Source organism: Propionispora vibrioides, from assembly GCF_900110485.1.
GTDB classification, from domain to species: Bacteria; Bacillota; Negativicutes; order Propionisporales; family Propionisporaceae; genus Propionispora; species Propionispora vibrioides.
In genome coordinates this window covers 80,611-99,570 of record NZ_FODY01000002.1, presented here as the reverse complement: position 1 = coordinate 99,570, position 18,960 = coordinate 80,611, and the positions used below count along the sequence as shown (strand labels likewise).

The following is an 18,960-nucleotide window of genomic DNA, read 5'->3' as shown; positions in this document are numbered from 1 at the left end:
AAGGAGAAGATAGATGGAGACTAAGCATTTTGTAGTTGATAGGAACAGTCCGGACCGCGCCCAACTGTCGGAAGCCGCAGTCTACATTAAGGCTGGCGCTCTGGTGGCTTTCCCTACGGAAACCGTGTATGGTCTGGGGGCCGACGGGCTGAATGCCGCGGCGGTGGAGCGCATTTATGCGGCTAAGGGACGTCCTTCGGACAATCCGTTAATCTTGCATATTGCCGACCGGCAGGAAGTAGCACGGTTAGCCGTCTCAATCCCGGCTAATGCTGAGGTGTTGATGAAGACCTTTTGGCCGGGGCCGCTGACTGTTATTTTGGAGCGGGCCGCCATCGTGCCGGACCGAACCACCGGTGGGCTGGACACGGTAGCTATACGGTTGCCCGATTCCTCTGTGGCCCGGGAGCTTATCCGGCTGGCCGGCACGCCGCTGGCTGCGCCGAGTGCAAATATTTCCGGCCGTCCCAGCCCGACCAATGCCGCTGATGTACTGGCCGATTTGGCGGGGAAAATTGCTGCCGTGGTAGATGCCGGCGACTGTGCTATTGGTGTGGAGTCGACGATTGTCGATTGTACCACGCCCGTACCTACTCTGTTGAGGCCAGGCGGGATAACGCTGGAGCAACTCCTGGCGACACTAGGTGAAGTAGAAGTAGATGCCGCTTTGGCCGCTGCCGATGCAGCGCCTCGCGCTCCCGGCATGAAATATACACACTATGCGCCTAAAGTCCCGATGACGCTATTAGAGGTGGCGCCGGCAGAGGCTGTGCCTGTGTTGCTGCGGGAACTGGCCGGGGCAGAGAAACAGGGATTACGGGCCGGCGTGGTGGCCTTTGATGAAACACTGGCGCTGCTGCCGGATAAACCGGTCAAAGCCAGTTTGGGCTGCAAGCGGGATGCCGGAGAAGCCGCCGCCAGGCTATATACGGTGCTCCGTTATTTTGACGATAAACCGGTTGATGTCATTTACGCCGAAGGTGTCAGTGAACAGGGTCTGGGGCTGGCGGTAATGAACCGGTTGCGCAAGGCCAGCGGCTATCGTATTATAAAAAAGTAAGTGCACTTTCTACGCGCCGGATGCAAAAGGATTTGCCGGGACGTGTATCTTGAATAAATCAGTGGTTTTATAGACTATCCACTCCGCTACCCACATATATATAAACGCGGAGGTGGGACTGTGAGTAGCCTGGAAGTATTCATCTTGAGCGTTGCGTTAGGGACGGATTTGTTTTCGGTGGCCATTCCCATTGGCATGAATAAAATCAGATGGCGCGTGATTGTCTGGGCTTCGTTTGTATTCGCGGTGTTTCATATTGTGATGATTCTGACCGGCTACCATTTCGGCCATTGGCTGGGAACACTTGTCGAACACATTGAAACCTATCATGTGGCAACTCCCTCGCTGGTGATACAAAACTGGGCCAGCGCATTTGGCGCCGTTGTGTTAATGGGATTGGGCGCCTATATGATTAAAGAGAATATAGCCGGACAGGGAGCGGCCAAGACGGCCTCCGGCAGGATTCTTAAAGGTTGGGCGCTGTTGCTCTTGGGCGTCGGCGTAAGTATGGACGCTCTGGCGGCCGGCTTTAGCATGGGCATGATGGACGTGGATCTGATTAAGCTCAGCGGGATGCTGGGAACAGTTATTTTTAGCATTGCGGTGCTGGGCTTAAGCCTGGGACGCCGGATTGGCCGGTACGTTGGTTCCCGGGCGGAACTGGCCGGTGGGACGGTTCTGATTGGTTTGGGCTTGCATGTTTTATATCATGCGTTATAAGAAGATAAACGGCTGGTAACTTGCCGGTCTGAGACGGCAGGTATACCGGAGGATTCTGACTGACGACAACGAAGAGTTGCGGAAAATAGATCGTTAGTATGCAAAGGATTAGGGCTGATAAGTACTAATCGTGACGGATTTGGCTATACTAAAAAAGTGAGGCGTTTTTATGCTACGTATTTTGTTTGTTTGTACGGGAAATACCTGCCGCAGTCCGATGGCTGAGGCTTTATTGTGCGAAAAGGTCAGACAGGCCGGTCTGAACGATAAAGTTAGCGTTTTGTCGGCGGGGATTATGGCCGGTTACGAGTATCCGGCATCAAAATTTGCCTGTGCAGTGATGCAGGCCCGGCACATTTCGCTGGGAGAGCATCGCTCGCGTCAACTGACGGCGGACGCGATTGCTGCGGCCGACCTGATCCTGACCATGGCGCTGTCCCACAAACGGGCCGTACTTGCCTTAGCGCCGGAGGCGGCCGACAAGGTGTTTACCTTATGTGAATTTGCTGGCGCCGCCGGGGATGTGGACGACCCTTACGGCGGCAGTTATGAAACCTATGACAGCGCGGCAGCGGAGATTGACTCCCTATTGGGACAAGCTTGGAAAAAAATTGTCGCTTTAGCAGGAAAAGAATATTAAATGGAGAATTTTTGCTAGTGGTTCATCCCGTCGGGTTTTATAGTTTGTCAGAGCGCTAGCAATTTTCAGTGTAAAGCGGAGGAATGAGGTGTAGCGGCTCCTACGCCGATTGACAACAACGTAGCGAGGGAAGGTACTAGCTGCTAATAAACTATGAACCACTAGGATGTAAGTCATGCTCAAGCAAAGGACACAGGAGGGGATAGCCATGTCTGAGGTTCTTCATCTTACAGAGGAAACAGTAAAGGCTGCTGCCGAACTTTTTGAGACAGCTGCTTTGCGGCCCGGACAGCTTGTCGTGGTTGGCTGCAGCACCAGCGAAGTGCGGGGCGCCCGGATTGGTTCGGACAGCTCGGTGGAAGTGGCTCAGGCAGTGCTGTCAGGCCTCATGCAAGTGGCCGAGAGGTACGCTGTGCAGCTTGCGGTTCAATGCTGTGAGCATTTAAACCGGGCACTGGTAGTGGAGCGTGCGGTGCTGGAACGTTATGGGTTGGAGGAGGTCTGCGTTCGGCCTGCGCCGAAAGCCGGCGGCTCTTTGGCTGCCTGTGCCATGCAAAGCTTCGCTGAGCCGGTGGTGGTGGAAGCCATTCAGGCTCATGCCGGACTGGACATTGGCAATACTCTGATTGGCATGCATTTGAAGCGGGTCGCGGTGCCGGTCCGGTTGCAGCAGAAATACATCGGAGCGGCGCCGGTTGTTGCCGCCCGCACCCGTCCCAAATTGATTGGCGGGGCCCGGGCTATATACGAATAATTTACAGGATGAGATTTGGAGGAGAATAAGGATGAGTGTGCTCAAGGGATTTGACCCGGAAATTGCCCGGATGATTGAGTTGGAACGTCAGCGTCAGCAAAATAAACTGGAACTCATTGCTTCTGAGAATTTTGTCAGCAAGGCCGTTATGGAAGCGCAGGGATCGGTTTTGACCAACAAATATGCGGAAGGTTATCCCGGTCGCCGTTACTATGGCGGTTGCGAACATGTAGATGTGATTGAACAGCTGGCGATTGACCGGGTGAAAGAGCTGTTTGGCGCTGAACACGCCAATGTGCAGCCCCATTCGGGAGCCCAGGCCAATACGGCGGTATATTTTGCCTTTTTAAAACCCGGCGACACGATTCTAGGCATGAACCTTTCCCATGGCGGCCATTTAACCCATGGCAGCCCGGTTAATATTTCCGGCAAATACTACAATGTTGTTGCTTACGGTGTCGATGCCGAGACACACCGTATCAATTATGAGGAACTGGAAGATCTGGCCATGACGCACCGGCCTAAAATGCTGGTTGCCGGAGCCAGTGCCTATCCACGGGTGATTGATTTTGCCCGGTTGGCGGAGATTGCTCATAAAGCCGGTGCCATGCTGTTTGTCGATATGGCTCACATTGCCGGACTGGTAGCTGCTGGTCTGCATCCCAATCCGGTGCCCTATGCCGATATCGTGACTACTACGACCCATAAAACGCTGCGTGGCCCCCGGGGCGGCGTCATTCTATGTCGCGCCGAATATGCGGCGGCCGTGGATAAAGCGATTTTCCCCGGCATTCAGGGCGGCCCCTTGATGCATGTCATTGCGGCCAAGGCCGTTGCCTTTAAAGAGGCGGCCAGCGAAGAGTTCCGTCTGTATCAGGAACAAATTATCAAGAATGCCAGTGCACTGGCGGCTAAACTGGCTGCTTCGGGCTTTACCATTGTGTCGGGCGGTACGGACAACCACTTAATGCTGGTCGATGTGCGCGGACAGAACCTGACAGGCAAGCAAGCGGAAAAATTGCTTGATGAGGTTGGCGTGACCGTCAATAAAAATACCATTCCCTTTGATCCGGCCAGTCCTTTTGTGACCAGCGGCATCCGTATCGGGACGCCGGCGGTGACCTCCAGAGGCATGCAGGAAGAAGATATGGCGGTTATCGGCGAAATCATTGCCATGGTCTTAAACCGGCCGGAAGACGGAGCGGCTAAGGCCAAGGCGGTTGCCATGGTCGCAGAATTGTGCGGAAAATATCCGCTATATGAGTAGGAGATGAATATATGCAGGTTAAAATCATTGATCACCCCTTAATTCAGCATAAGCTATCCTTAATTCGTGATATAAAAACGGGACCGAAAGAGTTCCGGGAGCTGCTAGATGAAATTTCCATGCTGATGGCCTATGAGATCACCCGTGATCTGCCCTTGGAAACAACAGAAATAGAGACACCTGTTGCTAAATGTCAGTGCAAAATGCTGGCAGGCAAGAAATTGGGTGTCGTGCCTATTTTACGGGCTGGCTTGGGGATGGTTAACGGTATTTTGCGGTTAATTCCCGCTGCCAAGGTCGGCCATGTGGGACTATATCGCGATCCGAAAACCTTATTGCCGGTGGAATACTATTGCAAACTGCCGCCGGACGTGGCGGAACGGGATTTTGTCGTCATTGACCCGATGCTGGCAACCGGCGGCTCATCGGCGGCAACCATTGATATTTTAAAACGGGAGGGTGCCCGTCACATTAAGCTGATGTGTCTGGTGGCGGCGCCGGAGGGCGTACTGCTCGTCAATAAGCAGCATCCCGATGTAGAAGTGTATACGGCTGCTGTCGATGAATATCTTAATGATCATGGCTATATCGTTCCCGGTCTGGGCGATGCCGGTGACAGAATATTTGGCACGAAATAAGATAAAAGAGAGAGAATCCGGCGGGATTCTCTTTTTTACTGCCGTCTGTCCTGTGGACAGGGCAAATAACGGCTGGACAGGAGAAAGGCCAGCGCATATAATCGTATCTGATAACGATAAACGATATGGAGGCTGTAAATGTGAGTGACAGGGACCGTCCGTCTTGGGATAGATACTTTATGGAAATGGCACGGGTGGCCGCAACCCGTTCCACTTGTCTGCGGCGTCAGGTGGGGGCGGCCATTGTGAAAGACAAACGGCTGTTGACCACCGGCTACAATGGTGCACCGCAGGGAATCAGACACTGTAGTGAGACAGGCTGCTTACGTCAGGCCGCAAATATTCCTTCCGGTGAGCGTCATGAACTATGCCGCGGGACCCATGCCGAGCAAAACGCCATTGTTCAGGCGGCCTTTCATGGCGTCGAAATTGAAGGAGCCACGTTATATTGCACCCATCAGCCTTGTTCGGTTTGTACCAAAATGATTATTAACGCGGGAATTCGCCGCATTGTTTTTGAAAATGGCTATCCCGATCAGCTGGCCGTGGACATGCTGGAAGAAGCGGGAATTGTCTATGAACAGTTACGATAACTGCCGGCCTGGGGTATACCATAAATTTTTCATGTGTACAAAAGTCAGTCAATATGTTAAAATTTTACGTAAATATGAGTGCGGAGTAAGGTGCTATGCTAGAGCCAATTTATTTACCAAAATTGAATCATCTCAGCCCTACGCTGGATTCTACGTTGCTTAAAATTATGGAAGAAGCCGGTGAATTGGCTAGGGCGGTCCTTCATTTTCTACCCTATGAGGGACTGCAGGCAGCGGAAATCGCCGATAACCGGGAAGCAACGGTCCTGCTGGAAGAAGTGGCCGGTGAACTCTTAGATGTGGCGCAGACCTGTGTCACGATGATCTTTGTCATGGAGCAGATGCCCGAGCTTTCCGGCTTTTCGACCGGTGAATTAATACAGGCGCATTTGGACAAGTTGTCGGCGAAAGGCTATGACTTTGACCGCTCCGGCGCTTACAACATTACGACAGCCGGCAACTTTAAATATCTGGTCTTGCCGCGTCTGCGGTTAAAGCAGGTCACTTTGTTAACCACTGTGTGCAAGATTCAGGAAGAGCTGGGCGAATTGACCCAGTTTTTGGGCAAGCGTCAGGGGGCTTCCGGAGAATGTCCGGAATTGGCGACCAGGGCCGCGCTGCAAGGTTGTGCGGCGGAACTCCTGGATGTGGCACAGTGTTGTTTTACCATGATGTATATTTTGGCCGAGTCCTATCAAGTTGACATCGGCGCACTGACGCAGCAGCATGTGGCGAAGCTGAGAAGGAAAGGCTACTGTGCGTGACGACTGCTTGTTCTGCTGCGACTTGTCCTTATTGCGGAAAATTCTGCCGGTACTGAAAGAAATTGTTTTAAAAAGACTGAAATATGGGCAAATTTTATAGTATATTATCTGTTTATCATGAATATAGTTGTTGATGATGAAAATACTAGATTTAGATGGTTTTGACTGGAAGATACCGGTTTGACAAGATATGACCCGTAGGTTAGAATGAAAACGTTGGTTTAGAAATGAGGTGTTAAGCTTATGCAGGCATATGTTGTTGCCTTTATTGTTGCTTTGGCTGTGGCTTATTTTGCCACACCGCATATAAAAGATTTGGCGATTAAGGCCGGAGCAATGGATGCACCTGACGCCCGGAAAGTGCATACCAGTCCGATCCCTCGTATGGGCGGATTGGCCATTTATGCCGGGTTTATTCTTGCTGTTGTCTCCAGTATGCAGATTACCCATGAAATAGCAGGGTTACTCATTGGGGGTACAGTGATTCTAATTGTTGGTATTATTGATGATTTAAAACCTCTTCCGGCTAAGGTCAAGCTGTTTGGACAGATCCTGGCGGCTGCCGTGCTGGTTTTGTTTGATGTTCGAATCGAGTGGCTGACCAATCCTTTTGGTGAGATGATATACATTAATTATTTGTCGGTTCCACTTACAATTCTCTGGGTTGTCGGACTTACGAACACGGTCAATCTGATTGACGGGCTGGATGGCTTGGCGGCAGGGGTATCCACAATTGCCTCCATCACTATCCTCTTAGTCGCCCTGCAGCAGAACTTCTGGTCGGTAGCCATTATGATGGCCGCTTTAGCCGGCAGTGCGATGGGCTTTTTGCAGCATAATTTCAATCCGGCCAAGATTTTTATGGGTGATACGGGCAGTATGTTTTTGGGCTATATGCTGGCTGCCGTATCCATTCTTGGCATGGTAAAGAGTGCGGCTACCATTGCGCTGATTGTGCCTATTTTAGCGCTTGGCCTGCCGATCATGGATACGGCTTTTGCCATTATCCGCCGTTACAGCAACGGCCGTCCGATTTTTAAGCCTGACCGGGGGCATCTGCATCATCGCCTTCTGGATATGGGACTTACCCAGAAGCAGGCTGTTTTATTGATGTATGTAATTAGTGGCTGTCTGGGCCTTAGCGCTATCGCGTTGACCGAAGTGAACAAAGGACTCGGGGCTATTATTGTTGCCGTTGTGCTGGTGGTCGCCTTTTTCGGAGCGAAGAAAATTGGTGTATTAAAATCCGGCAAATCGGTGGAGAGCCACTAGTGCCGGACATAGTGAGCCGACGACAATGCAGTCTTACGGAAAAAGACCGTGAGAAAATTGTGGTTTCCGGGTTGGTGGAGCACTGGTCTGTTAAGGGAAATATATAGCACAGTATACAGAGACTACGGGCGGGCATTATGCCCGCCCATTTTTGGCGAACACACGGAAGGAGTTAACAAATATGTTGCAATGCGAGAAAAAGCCGCGGATTAAGGTTATGACGATTTTCGGAACACGGCCGGAAGCTATCAAGATGGCACCGGTCGTGCTTGAACTGGCCAAATACCCCGAGTGGATTACCCCGGTAGTGGTGGTAACCGCCCAGCACCGGGAAATGCTGGATCAGGTGCTTAAGCTGTTTAATATCACACCGGATTATGATTTAGATATCATGTCCCAGGGGCAAACGCTTTTTGATATTACTTGCCGGGCTATGCACGGACTAAATGAGGCCATCGGCAAGGAAAAACCGGATATCGTACTGGTTCATGGCGATACAACCACCACTTTCGCCGGCGCTTTGGCTGCCTACTATCATCAAACGGCGGTAGGTCATGTGGAAGCCGGACTTAGGACAGGCAACAAATACTCTCCTTTTCCCGAAGAAATGAATCGTAAGCTAACCGGTTCACTGGCCGACTTGCATTTTGCGCCGACCGAAGTGTCACGGGCGAATCTTTTGGCTGAAATGGTGACGGAAGAGGCGATCACGGTGACAGGCAATACCGTGATTGACGCCTTGAAGACAACCGTTAATCCCGGCTATGTATTTCAAAATGAGCTGTTATCCGGCATTGATTATCAGAATCGCCGCGTCATACTGGTTACGACGCACCGGCGGGAGAATTTGGGCGAGCCGATGCGCCATGTTTACCAGGCTCTCCGGCGAATCGTCGAGGAGTTTGCCGATGTGGAGATTGTATTTCCGGTGCACAAAAATCCCAAGGTCCGGGAAGTCGTTCAAGCCGAACTAGGCGGGATCGGCCGGGTGCATTTGATTGATCCGCTGGATTATGAACCTTTTGCCAATCTAATGGCCCGTTCTTATCTGGTGCTGACCGATTCCGGCGGCATTCAGGAAGAGGCACCGGCCTTAGGCAAACCTGTATTGGTGCTGCGGGACACTACAGAACGGCCGGAGGCGGTTGAAGCAGGGACAGTGCGTTTAGTCGGTACCGAACGGGCCTGTGTATATGAGGAGACTCACCGTTTGCTGGCCGATGAGAAGGCTTATGCGAGCATGGCCAATGCTTGTAATCCTTATGGCGACGGACAGGCTTCCCGGCGAATCGCGCAGGCTATTTTATTTACATATGGATATATAGGGCAAAAACCGGATATCTTTAAGGTATAGCTTTGCATTTGTCGAAAATGGAAATTTCTTAGCTTTTTGGCTGGTTTTGCTCAAAAGCCAGAAGGATTTCGTTCGGGTTTGGCGAAATGAATTGCTTGTTAGGAATAAATGTAAAAGTAAACTCAAGGCTTACCCCGGATTTTTGCTGGATTTGTAGATGGCGGGGGATGTTTATGAACAAAAAAGACAAGCAGCCAGGTTTCTCTGCCCTGGGCATTGCTACAACACTGAGTTTTACTCTTGTCGCTAATATTGCTGTCGGAATTTTTCTGGGACGGTTGCTGGACAACTGGTTGGACTGTGCTCCCTGGGCCAGTGTGGCTGGCATCGTTCTTGGTATGATTTCCGGCCTGTGGGCTATCTATAAAAAGGCCGTGAAATATTAGGTTTAGGAAACAGGGAAGGGAAAGATGCTGAATTATTTTTCAGAAGTAAAATGTGTATTTCTCGCTTTAGCTGCAGCGGGAGGTCTTGCCTATGCAATGCTTCTCATCTGGGGAAAACCGGCGCTGGCTAACGGCCTGCTTGCCGGTTTACTTATCAGTGCTGTATATTTTCTGATGATGTGTTTCCGGATAAGAAAGACGGCGGAGCTGCCTTTGCGCAGTGCCTTGCTTCACATGCGACAGGGCTGGCTGCTGCGCTTGATTTTTATCGCTTGTTCCGCATTTTTGGCTATGCAAATACCGGCGTTGGATATACTAGGAGTAATTGCCGGCTTGTTTTTACTGCATGTAGTTGTATTTCTGCATGCTGTCAGGCTGGCAGTGCGTGACGGCAAGTCGGTTTGCACTAAGGATAACAGAAAGGGGTGAAATGATGGAACATGAAATTGGCGGACATAAATTGGTCCATATTGCTGGATTGGCCTTTAATATGGATACGCTGTATATGACTTGGCTTACGATGGCGATCGTCATTATCATTGCTGGTTTGGCTGTTCGCAAGCTGGAGATGGTGCCGCGAGGCTGGCAGAATGCTTTAGAAATAGCGGTAAGCGGCTTGCTGGAGCAGATTGAGAGTACTATCGGTCCTAAGGGTAAGAAAATGGCACCGTTATTAATTACCTTATTCTTGTTCTTGCTTTTGTCTAACTGGCTAGGACTGGTTCCCGGCCTTACTTCGCCGACCAATGATCTGAATACGACCTTGGGACTGGCTCTGATGGTTGTGGTGTTGGTTCATGGCATTGGTATGATGAATAAAGGAATTGGCGCTTATTTGAAACATTTTATTGAGCCGTATGTCTTTTTTTTACCGATTAATATTATCGAGGAAATTGCCAAGCCGGTCACTTTATCCTTCCGTCTTTTTGGCAATATCCTGGCTGGTGAAGGCCTGTTGATTATCTTGGGGCTTTTGGTTCCTTACTTTATACCGACCTTATGGCTGGCTTTCAGCACAGTGGTCGGTATCATTCAGGCATTTATTTTTACCATGCTGACCATGGCGTATTTGTCCAACTCGTTTAAGGACGAGCAGCATTAATTCTGACTGCTCTGATACTTTATACTGATAAGGGCCATTCTGGGGAAAGGAGGATATTTACATGGAACATGCTATTATTGTAGCCGCTTCGGTAGTTGCTGCTGCTTTGGCTATCGGTTTGGCCGCCTTTGGTGCTGCCGTAGGCGATGGTAGCGTGACCGCGAAAGCAATTGAAGGTATCGCTAGACAGCCTGAGGCCAAAAACACGATTTTGGTAAATATGTTTATTTCGGTAGGCTTAATCGAATCAATTCCAATCATTGCTGCGGTTATCGCACTTGCGCTGGTTTTTGCTAATCCTTTCGTTCATTAAGTAACAACAAATGGCAAGACTATGACCCGTCAAAAGGCAGAGCTTGTTTTTAGGGAACAGGTAAATAAATGACGAGCTGCGGCTGGTGCTTCAGCCGTCTGTTTTTACCTTGTTTTTAGCAGCTATGCTAAAGCTGGGGATAGCAGGGACGTCTGGAACAGAGTGCTATGTCGCTCTGCCGGCGTTCTGTTATATGCCTTTAAGAGGAGGATGACCTCGTTGGAGATAAATGCGACACTTATTGCGCAAATTATAAACTTTCTTATTTTAGTGTTCATTTTGAAAAAATTGGCATACAAGCCTTTAATGGAGATGATGGAAGCTCGTCAGGCCAGTATTGCAGGCGATCTCGCTACGGCTGAAAAAGACAGACAGGACGCGGCGGATCTGAAACGGGAATATCAGACGCAGCTCACGGCAGCCAGGGCCGAAGCGCAGGCAATTGTGGACAAGGCTATGAAACAGGCTGAAAAGAACAAAGAGGAAATTATTGAAGAAGCCAGAGTGGAACATGCTCGTCTTTTGAAAGCCGCTCAGGAGGAAATCTCTCGCGAGCGCGAATTGGCCTTGGCCGAGCTGCGCGCCGAAGTGGTGGGATTGTCCATGGCTGCGGCTGCCAAGATTATTGAAAAAAACCTGGATGCCGAAACAAATTCCAAATTGGTTTCTGACTTTATGGATAAACTGGATGAGAAGAAAATAGGTGGCCTGCCATGTTAGCTAATCAGTTAGCTTTAAAATACGCGCAGGCCATTTTTGAGTTAGCCAGTGAAAAAGATAAAGTAGCAGAAGCCCGGGAGCAGCTTATTATGGTGGAAACGACCATTGCCGGGCATGAGGAGTTTGCTAAGCTGATTTATCATCCGCGCATTCCGGCGGCTGCGAAAAGCGAAACACTCAGTAAAGTTTTTTCTCAGGAATTGACTGACTTTGTATATAAGTTCCTGCTGCTTCTGGTGAATAAACGACGTGAGTCTTTATTGCCCGCTATCGTACGGGAGTTTCAGAACTTTGTCAATCAGGCAAATCAGGTAATCGAAGCCGAAGTAACCACAGCGCTGCCGCTTTCCGATGATGAGCAACAGGCTTTGGCGGCTAAACTAAAAATGGCGACAGGAAAAAATGTTTTGGTAAAAATGCAACTTAATTCCGCCATTTTAGGAGGCGTCATTGTTAAAATCGGGGATAAATTAATTGATGGCAGTGTTCTACGGCAGCTTCAAGTACTCAAGACTTCACTGCTCAATAGTGGAGCTAAGATTGGGGTGACAAACCAGGTATGAAAATGAGGCCAGAAGAAATAACGGCGATCATCAAACAGCAAATAGAAGATTATCAGGTAGACCTTAATGTCGATGACGTGGGGACAGTTATTGAGGTAGGCGACGGCATAGCGCGTATTCACGGGCTGACCAAGGCGATGGCCGGAGAGCTTTTGGAGTTTCCCAACGGCATATACGGCATGGTGCTTAACCTGGAAGAAGACAATGTTGGCGGTGTGCTTTTAGGTGGCGAAACCGAGATTAAGGAAGGCGATACTGTTCGTCGCACCGGCCGGATTATGCAGGTGCCGGTAGGCGAAGCGATGATCGGACGGGTAGTTAACGCGCTGGGACAGCCGATTGACGGCAAAGGGCCGATCGCTACCACCGAGTTCCGGCCGGTTGAATATACCGCACCGGGCATTGCCGATAGACAGTCGGTTAAAGAACCGCTGCAAACAGGGATCAAGGCACTGGATTCCATGGTGCCCATCGGCAGGGGTCAGCGCGAGCTGATTATCGGTGACCGCGGTACCGGGAAAACGGCGATTGCCGTAGATACCATTATCAATCAGAAGGGACATGGTGTAACTTGCATTTATGTGGCTATTGGACAAAAAGCGTCCACCGTGGCCCGTGTCGTTAAAACCCTGGAGGAAAGCGGGGCCATGGAGTATACCATTGTGGTAACGGCAACTGCTTCCGATAATGCGCCGCTGCAGTACCTGGCGCCTTACTCCGGTGTGGCCATGGGTGAATACTTCATGTATAAGGGCGGCCATGTGCTTTGCGTGTATGACGATTTGTCCAAGCATGCAATGGCTTACCGGGCCATGTCGCTCTTGCTGCGCCGTCCACCCGGCCGGGAAGCTTACCCGGGCGACGTATTTTACCTACACTCCCGCCTGCTGGAACGGGCTGCGAAACTTTCCAATGAGCTTGGCGGCGGCTCGATTACGGCACTGCCGATGATTGAAACGCTGGCCGGCGACGTTTCGGCCTATATTCCGACTAATGTTATTTCGATTACCGACGGCCAGATCTTTCTGGAAAGCGAATTGTTCTATGCTGGCGTCCGTCCGGCTATTAACGCCGGTTTGTCCGTATCCCGCGTTGGCGGTTCCGCCCAGATTAAGGCTATGCGCCAGGTTGCCGGCCGTCTGCGTCTGGATTTGGCACAGTACCGGGAATTGGCGGCTTTTGCCCAATTTGGCTCGGACCTGGATAAAGCCACCAAGGCTTTGTTGGACCGCGGTCAGCGGACTATGGAAGTGTTGAAACAGCCACAATATTCGCCATTGCCGGTAGAAGAGCAGGTTATGGTCATTTATACGGCTGTAAACGGCTTCCTGGATGATATTCCGGCCGATGAAATCAGTAAATTTGAAGCCGAATATTTAAAATTCATGCGGGCTAATTACGCGGAAGTCGGCAAGGGAATCCGTGAGAAAAAAGTATTGGACGCAGAAATTGAAACGGCTATGAAAAAAGCGATTGTGGAATTTAAAGATACCTTTGTTTCTTATGATAAAACGCAAGGTGCTGCGGGGTGATAAAATATGCCTAGTGCACAGGATATACGTCGCCGCATTAAAAGCGTAAAAAATATCGGGCAAATTACCAAGGCGATGAAAATGGTCGCTGCCGCCCGGTTGCGCCGGGCCCAGGAACGCGCTATCGCCAGTCGTCCTTACACCGATAAAATCAAGGAAGTCCTGGCCAATGTGTCGGCTAATGCTGCGGAGACTGCTTTGCCGCTCTTAGAAGTCCGGGAGGTTAAACGCTCCGGCTTTATCATCATTGGTTCGGACAAAGGCTTGGCTGGCGCTTATGCCAGCAATGTGATCAAGGAGGCTTTGCCGCTCATTCGCGAGAAACGGGAAAGCGGTTTGATTACGATCGGACGCAAGGCGCGGGATTATTTTAAGCGCCGTAAGTTTACCATTGACGCCGAGCTGACTGGTTTTTCGGAAAAACCGACCTATTTGCATGCCGTTGATATTGTGAAATTGGCTAGCGAAGGCTTTTTAGACGGGCAGTACGATGAAATTTACCTGGTGTACACCGAATTTCTTTCGCCCATCAATCAGAAGCCGACGACGATTAAGCTGCTGCCCGTGGATCATACTGCGCAGCAGGTCGATGGCAAATCGGAGGGGCAGCAGGAGTATATTTTTGAACCTTCTGCAGAAGAGGTGCTTTCCGTGTTATTGCCGCAATATCTGGAAACCACCGTCTATAATGCACTGTTACAGGCGGCGGCCAGCGAACTGGGTGCCCGCATGACGGCGATGAGTTCGGCGACCGATAATGCGGAAGAACTGATTGCCAAACTCACGCTCAATTACAACAAAGTCCGTCAGGCAAGCATTACCCGGGAAATTTCTGAAATTGTCGGCGGTGTGGAAGCTCTGAAATAGGTATGTAAGAAAAATTCGGTAAGTCCGATAGCGGCTTAAAGCAAAACCTTGTCGGCTTACTTGCAAAGAGGAGGGGGACCCCCTGAATACGTTAGGTCATGTTGTACAAGTTATCGGTCCGGTGGTTGACATTAAGTTTCCCCCGGAACAATTGCCCGCTATTTATAATGCGGTCAAGATCAAAGGCCAGTCCGGGGATGTGGAAATAAATTTGACCGTAGAGGTTATGCAGCATTTAGGCGACAGCATTGTCCGCTGTGTAGCCATGTCTTCCACAGACGGGTTAACCCGCGGCATGGAAGCGGAAAATACTGGCGCACCGATTAAAATCCCGGTAGGCAAGGGTACGCTGGGACGGGTATTTAATGTATTAGGCCAGCCGGTAGACCATAATCCTGCGGCGATAGAAGCCGATGATTATTGGCCGATTCACCGCCCGGCCCCCAGCTTTGAATCGCAGGAAACGGCGACAGAAATTTTGGAAACAGGCATTAAAGTAGTTGACCTGATTGCCCCTTATTCTCGTGGCGGCAAGATCGGTCTGTTTGGTGGCGCCGGCGTAGGCAAGACCGTTCTGATTATGGAACTGATCCGCAACATTGCTACTGAACACGGCGGTTATTCCGTGTTCTCCGGCGTAGGCGAAAGAACGCGTGAAGGCAATGACTTATGGATGGAAATGAGCGAGTCCGGCGTTATTGAGAAGACAGCGCTGGTATACGGACAAATGAACGAACCGCCGGGAGCGCGCATGCGGGTCGGTTTGACCGGCCTGACCATGGCTGAATATTTCCGTGATGTCGGTGGACAGGACGTTTTACTGTTTATTGATAATATTTTCCGGTTTATTCAGGCCGGCTCGGAAGTATCGGCCCTGCTGGGACGTATGCCTTCCGCAGTAGGTTACCAGCCCACTCTGACTACCGACGTAGGCGCCCTGCAGGAACGGATTACCTCGACAAAACAAGGCTCAATCACCTCAGTACAGGCTGTATACGTACCGGCTGACGATTTGACTGACCCGGCACCGGCGGCAACCTTTGCCCATCTGGACGCCACGACGGTATTGTCAAGATCGATTGCCGAGCTTGGTATTTATCCTGCCGTAGACCCGCTTGACTCCACCTCCCGGATTGTTGACCCTAATATCATTGGCGAGGAACATTATCAGGTGGCGCGCGGTGTGCAGGAAGTGCTGCAACGCTATAAAGAACTCCAGGATATTATCGCCATCTTAGGTATGGAAGAGTTGTCCGACGAGGATAAACTGATGGTTGCCAGAGCAAGAAAAATTCAACGTTTTTTAAGTCAGCCTTTCTTTGTGGCCGAAACCTTTACCGGTACGCCGGGCAAGTTTGTGCCTTTGAAGGAAACCATCCGGGGTTTTAAAGAAATCTTGAGCGGTAAACATGACAATCTGCCGGAAGGCGCATTTTATATGGTAGGCTCTATTGACGAAGTGGTGGAAAAGGCGAAAACGATGAAGGGGGAATAAACCGTGGCTAAAATTAAGCTGGATATTGTAACCCCTGAAAAAGTTGCTTTTTCTGACGAGGTCAATATGATTATTGCCCGGACAACCAATGGCGACGTCGGTATTTTACCGGGCCATGCGCCGCTTATTGCCGGCTTGGATATATGGATTCTCCGCCTGCTGACGGATGACGGAGAGCGGCAACTGGCTTTATGCGGCGGTCTGCTTGAGGTACAGCCGGATAAGGCAACGATTCTGGCAACCTGCGCGGAGAACCCCGAGGAGATTGACTCCATACGGGCACAGGCTGCTAAAGACAGGGCGGAGACGCGTCTTAAAGACCGGCAGTCAGGCATCGACATTGCCCGGGCGGAAGCCGCCTTAAAAAGAGCGGTGCTGCGATTAAGACTTGCCAGGAAAGAGCATAAGATGTGATAGGAAAGCAGGCTGTAATGGCCTGTTTTTTTTGTGGACCCTTACCATATCTTGTTTTTACAACACAATATGATGAGTCTAGCAGCAGGCTTTTTTAGGCAAAGCTCCCTTTGATTCCCTTGCATAACTCCCCTAAAAACTGGCAAGAATGAAGATAAGAAATAAAATTAGCGAGGGGAGGCGAGTGGGTGTTGTTGGTTAGACTAATTCCTCTATTCATTTGCCTGTGTTTGCTGGCTGTGCGGATTAGTCTGGCCTCACCGGAGCCGGCGCAACCATTGCGCGACGCTCTGCAGGAAGCCGGGTTCCAGCTTGCGGAAACAAATCTTCACGCCTGGACCGAGCTGAACACTGAATTTTTGACAGAAGAAGAGTTGCTGCCGGCGGTGAAGCAGGTTGCGAACAGGTTGGGATTTACGGCGGGGCAGTACCGGATCACACAGGAGAATACTCCGCAACGGCATGTGGTAAAAGCGGAAACCGACGACGGCGAAAAGCAGTTTGTCATTATGGCCGAGCTGATCCGGCTGCCGGCTTCGGTACTATCTAGGGGAGCCTGGCGGGGATATTTGGTAATAAACTTGACAGAGAAGGAAAATAGTAGCCATATAAAGGAATATAATAAAAAAGCGGCCGCCATATTGCAGGATTTTGGCAGTGGACCGCGTATAAATACTTGCTTGGTAGGATACCTAGATGGTAAACTAGTTAGGGACGAATGGCAGGGGCGGATTGAGCGGGCCTTCGCAGCCGTCCATGCTACGATAGATCCGGTTATGTTTGATGAGAATGTGGTTAGCTGCACAGGATATACCAAAGCCATAGATGATTATGTCACGACTAACGGCAGGCAGATCAATCTCAATATAGCTATGCGGTACAGTGAAACGGAAAATCGAACGTATATGGTAATTGGCTCTCCGATTATAACCAGGGAGTATTAGGGCGTGTTTTCGGATTATCCGCAACGCTCTCTGACGGCGCCTTTTGGGCCATAGGTCGTTAAAATTTTTTGAAATAGGGACCGTGCTATTCCTGCAAAATTTTGTCTCGTCTGACACAAAAATCACTCGCCATGGGTCCGTTACTTTTCAAACAAGCCCTAGCAGTTTACCGGCAGCAGCCGTATGCAATACTAACCGTTTACATCAGGGAAGGCAAGTTGAGTTAAGTGGGGGGACCATACTTTATGGAGAAATTAATTATCAGCGGTGGTAAACGCCTGTCCGGTACAGTTAAAATCAGCGGTGCTAAAAATGCCGTGTTGCCGATTATCGCTGCTTCATTGTTAGGAGGATCGCCCAGCACGCTGGAAGAGATACCTGATCTTGAAGATGTGCGAACTTTTATGCATGTGCTGGAGCATCTGGGAGTACCGACGCGGCGTGAAGCTGATACACTGATGATAGATAGTACCAATATCACCAGTTGTGAAGCTCCGTATGACCTTGTCCGCAAAATGCGGGCATCCTTTCTCGTCATGGGGCCTTTACTGGCCCGGCGGGGGCAGGCCAAAATTTCTTTGCCCGGCGGTTGTGCCATTGGAACAAGGCCGATTGATTTGCATTTAAAAGGCTTTGAAGCTTTGGGCGCGGAGATTGAAATCGGACATGGTTATATTGAGGCCAAGGCGCCGAAGGGGCTGACCGGGGCCAGAATTTATCTGGATTTTCCCAGTGTCGGTGCCACCGAAAATATTATGATGGCAGCCAGTCTGGCCCAAGGCGTGACTATCCTGGAAAACCCGGCGCATGAGCCGGAGATTGTTGATCTGGCCAATTATCTGAATGTAATGGGAGCCCGCGTTCGCGGTGCCGGTACCAATGTAATTAAAATTGAAGGCGTCAGTGAACTGCGGGGGACAGCCTATACGGTTATTCCTGACCGGATTGAAGCCGGCACGTATATGGTTGCGGCAGCAATGACCGGCGGTGACGTTTGGATTGAAAACGCGCTGATCGAACATTTAAAACCGGTGATCGCCAAGCTTAAGGAAGCGGGAGCTGTCATTGAAGAGGATATCAACGGGTTGCGGGTGTACAGTTCGGGAAACTTGCGCTCCATTGATATAAAGACGTTGCCTTATCCCGGCTTTCCTACCGACATGCAGGCTCAGTTCATGGCCCTGTCCACGGTGGCGCAGGGGACCAGCGTATATACGGAAACGGTGTTTGAAAACCGCTTTATGCATGTGGATGAATTAAAGCGGATGGGAGCCAACATCAAAATTGAGGGACGCAGCGCTATTGTGGAAGGCGTTCGCAAGCTGACCGGCTGTCCGGTAAAGGCAACCGATTTGAGAGCCGGCGCCGCCATGGTGTTAGCCGGCCTGGTAGCGGAGGGTGAAACCGAAGTAGGGTATATTCACCATATTGACAGAGGGTATGACGGTATTGTAGATAAATTATGCGCCATCGGTGCGGACATTAAACGGGTAAACCGGTAAGCAATTTTATATGACTTTCATAACAACGGCAGTCAGGCCTAACAGGGTCTGGCTGCCGTT

General features: G+C 50.4%; 22 protein-coding genes. All 22 read left to right on the top strand.

Annotation, left to right across the window (positions count from 1 at the left end):
- Window positions 1-13 precede the first annotated feature (13 nt).
- The 22 genes from BMW43_RS02395 to murA all read left to right on the top strand — a co-directional run bounded on the left by BMW43_RS02395 (window position 14) and on the right by murA (window position 18,900).
- A complete protein-coding gene (locus tag BMW43_RS02395; protein ID WP_091743808.1) occupies window positions 14-1,060 on the top strand; it encodes an L-threonylcarbamoyladenylate synthase in 1,047 nt (348 codons plus the stop codon).
- A gap of 120 nt (window positions 1,061-1,180) precedes the next feature.
- Window positions 1,181-1,780, top strand: coding sequence for a manganese efflux pump MntP (locus tag BMW43_RS02390; RefSeq protein WP_091743807.1), 600 nt, complete (start codon window positions 1,181-1,183; stop codon window positions 1,778-1,780).
- Window positions 1,781-1,949: 169 nt separating this feature from the next.
- Window positions 1,950-2,420, top strand: a complete 471-nt coding sequence (locus BMW43_RS02385; protein ID WP_091743806.1) for a low molecular weight protein arginine phosphatase — start codon at window positions 1,950-1,952, stop codon at window positions 2,418-2,420.
- 208 nt (window positions 2,421-2,628) lie between these two features.
- Window positions 2,629-3,174, top strand: a complete 546-nt coding sequence (locus BMW43_RS02380; protein WP_091743805.1) for a TIGR01440 family protein — start codon at window positions 2,629-2,631, stop codon at window positions 3,172-3,174.
- A gap of 31 nt (window positions 3,175-3,205) precedes the next feature.
- The gene (glyA, locus tag BMW43_RS02375; RefSeq protein ID WP_091743804.1) at window positions 3,206-4,441 is read left to right on the top strand and encodes a serine hydroxymethyltransferase; all 1,236 of its coding nucleotides are present in this window, start codon (window positions 3,206-3,208) and stop codon (window positions 4,439-4,441) included.
- 11 nt (window positions 4,442-4,452) lie between these two features.
- A complete protein-coding gene (upp, locus tag BMW43_RS02370) occupies window positions 4,453-5,079 on the top strand; it encodes a uracil phosphoribosyltransferase (RefSeq protein ID WP_091743803.1) in 627 nt (208 codons plus the stop codon).
- Between the two features lie 140 nt (window positions 5,080-5,219).
- Complete coding sequence (locus BMW43_RS02365) at window positions 5,220-5,672, top strand: deoxycytidylate deaminase (RefSeq protein WP_245732192.1); 453 nt, start codon at window positions 5,220-5,222, stop codon at window positions 5,670-5,672.
- Between the two features lie 95 nt (window positions 5,673-5,767).
- A complete protein-coding gene (locus tag BMW43_RS02360) occupies window positions 5,768-6,436 on the top strand; it encodes a nucleoside triphosphate pyrophosphohydrolase family protein (RefSeq protein WP_091743801.1) in 669 nt (222 codons plus the stop codon).
- Window positions 6,437-6,679: 243 nt separating this feature from the next.
- On the top strand, window positions 6,680-7,708 hold the full coding sequence (locus tag BMW43_RS02355; protein ID WP_091743800.1) for a glycosyltransferase family 4 protein: 1,029 nt from the start codon (window positions 6,680-6,682) through the stop codon (window positions 7,706-7,708).
- A gap of 181 nt (window positions 7,709-7,889) precedes the next feature.
- The gene (gene wecB / locus BMW43_RS02350) at window positions 7,890-9,062 is read left to right on the top strand and encodes a non-hydrolyzing UDP-N-acetylglucosamine 2-epimerase (protein WP_091743799.1); all 1,173 of its coding nucleotides are present in this window, start codon (window positions 7,890-7,892) and stop codon (window positions 9,060-9,062) included.
- A 173-nt stretch (window positions 9,063-9,235) separates the two neighbouring features.
- Window positions 9,236-9,448, top strand: coding sequence for an AtpZ/AtpI family protein (locus BMW43_RS02345; protein WP_091743798.1), 213 nt, complete (start codon window positions 9,236-9,238; stop codon window positions 9,446-9,448).
- A gap of 24 nt (window positions 9,449-9,472) precedes the next feature.
- The gene (locus BMW43_RS02340; RefSeq protein WP_091743797.1) at window positions 9,473-9,877 is read left to right on the top strand and encodes an ATP synthase subunit I; all 405 of its coding nucleotides are present in this window, start codon (window positions 9,473-9,475) and stop codon (window positions 9,875-9,877) included.
- Between the two features lies 1 nt (window position 9,878).
- Window positions 9,879-10,550 (top strand): F0F1 ATP synthase subunit A, encoded by a 672-nt coding sequence (gene atpB, locus BMW43_RS02335; RefSeq protein ID WP_439331439.1) that lies wholly within the window; start codon window positions 9,879-9,881, stop codon window positions 10,548-10,550.
- A 61-nt stretch (window positions 10,551-10,611) separates the two neighbouring features.
- The gene (gene atpE, locus BMW43_RS02330) at window positions 10,612-10,863 is read left to right on the top strand and encodes a F0F1 ATP synthase subunit C (RefSeq protein ID WP_091743796.1); all 252 of its coding nucleotides are present in this window, start codon (window positions 10,612-10,614) and stop codon (window positions 10,861-10,863) included.
- 219 nt (window positions 10,864-11,082) lie between these two features.
- Window positions 11,083-11,583 (top strand): F0F1 ATP synthase subunit B, encoded by a 501-nt coding sequence (atpF, locus tag BMW43_RS02325; RefSeq protein WP_439331438.1) that lies wholly within the window; start codon window positions 11,083-11,085, stop codon window positions 11,581-11,583.
- Window positions 11,577-12,146 (top strand): ATP synthase F1 subunit delta, encoded by a 570-nt coding sequence (gene atpH / locus BMW43_RS02320; RefSeq protein ID WP_091743794.1) that lies wholly within the window; start codon window positions 11,577-11,579, stop codon window positions 12,144-12,146. The genes atpF and atpH overlap by 7 nt, the downstream gene beginning before the upstream one ends.
- Complete coding sequence (gene atpA / locus BMW43_RS02315) at window positions 12,143-13,678, top strand: F0F1 ATP synthase subunit alpha (RefSeq protein WP_091743793.1); 1,536 nt, start codon at window positions 12,143-12,145, stop codon at window positions 13,676-13,678. The genes atpH and atpA overlap by 4 nt, the downstream gene beginning before the upstream one ends.
- 6 nt (window positions 13,679-13,684) lie before the next feature.
- Window positions 13,685-14,545 (top strand): ATP synthase F1 subunit gamma, encoded by an 861-nt coding sequence (gene atpG, locus BMW43_RS02310; protein ID WP_091743792.1) that lies wholly within the window; start codon window positions 13,685-13,687, stop codon window positions 14,543-14,545.
- 82 nt (window positions 14,546-14,627) lie between these two features.
- Complete coding sequence (gene atpD / locus BMW43_RS02305; RefSeq protein WP_091743791.1) at window positions 14,628-16,040, top strand: F0F1 ATP synthase subunit beta; 1,413 nt, start codon at window positions 14,628-14,630, stop codon at window positions 16,038-16,040.
- Between the two features lie 3 nt (window positions 16,041-16,043).
- Window positions 16,044-16,454, top strand: a complete 411-nt coding sequence (locus tag BMW43_RS02300; protein WP_091743790.1) for a F0F1 ATP synthase subunit epsilon — start codon at window positions 16,044-16,046, stop codon at window positions 16,452-16,454.
- Between the two features lie 188 nt (window positions 16,455-16,642).
- On the top strand, window positions 16,643-17,398 hold the full coding sequence (locus BMW43_RS02295; protein WP_177173434.1) for a YwmB family TATA-box binding protein: 756 nt from the start codon (window positions 16,643-16,645) through the stop codon (window positions 17,396-17,398).
- 245 nt (window positions 17,399-17,643) lie between these two features.
- Window positions 17,644-18,900 (top strand): UDP-N-acetylglucosamine 1-carboxyvinyltransferase, encoded by a 1,257-nt coding sequence (murA, locus tag BMW43_RS02290; protein ID WP_091743788.1) that lies wholly within the window; start codon window positions 17,644-17,646, stop codon window positions 18,898-18,900.
- Window positions 18,901-18,960 lie beyond the last annotated feature (60 nt).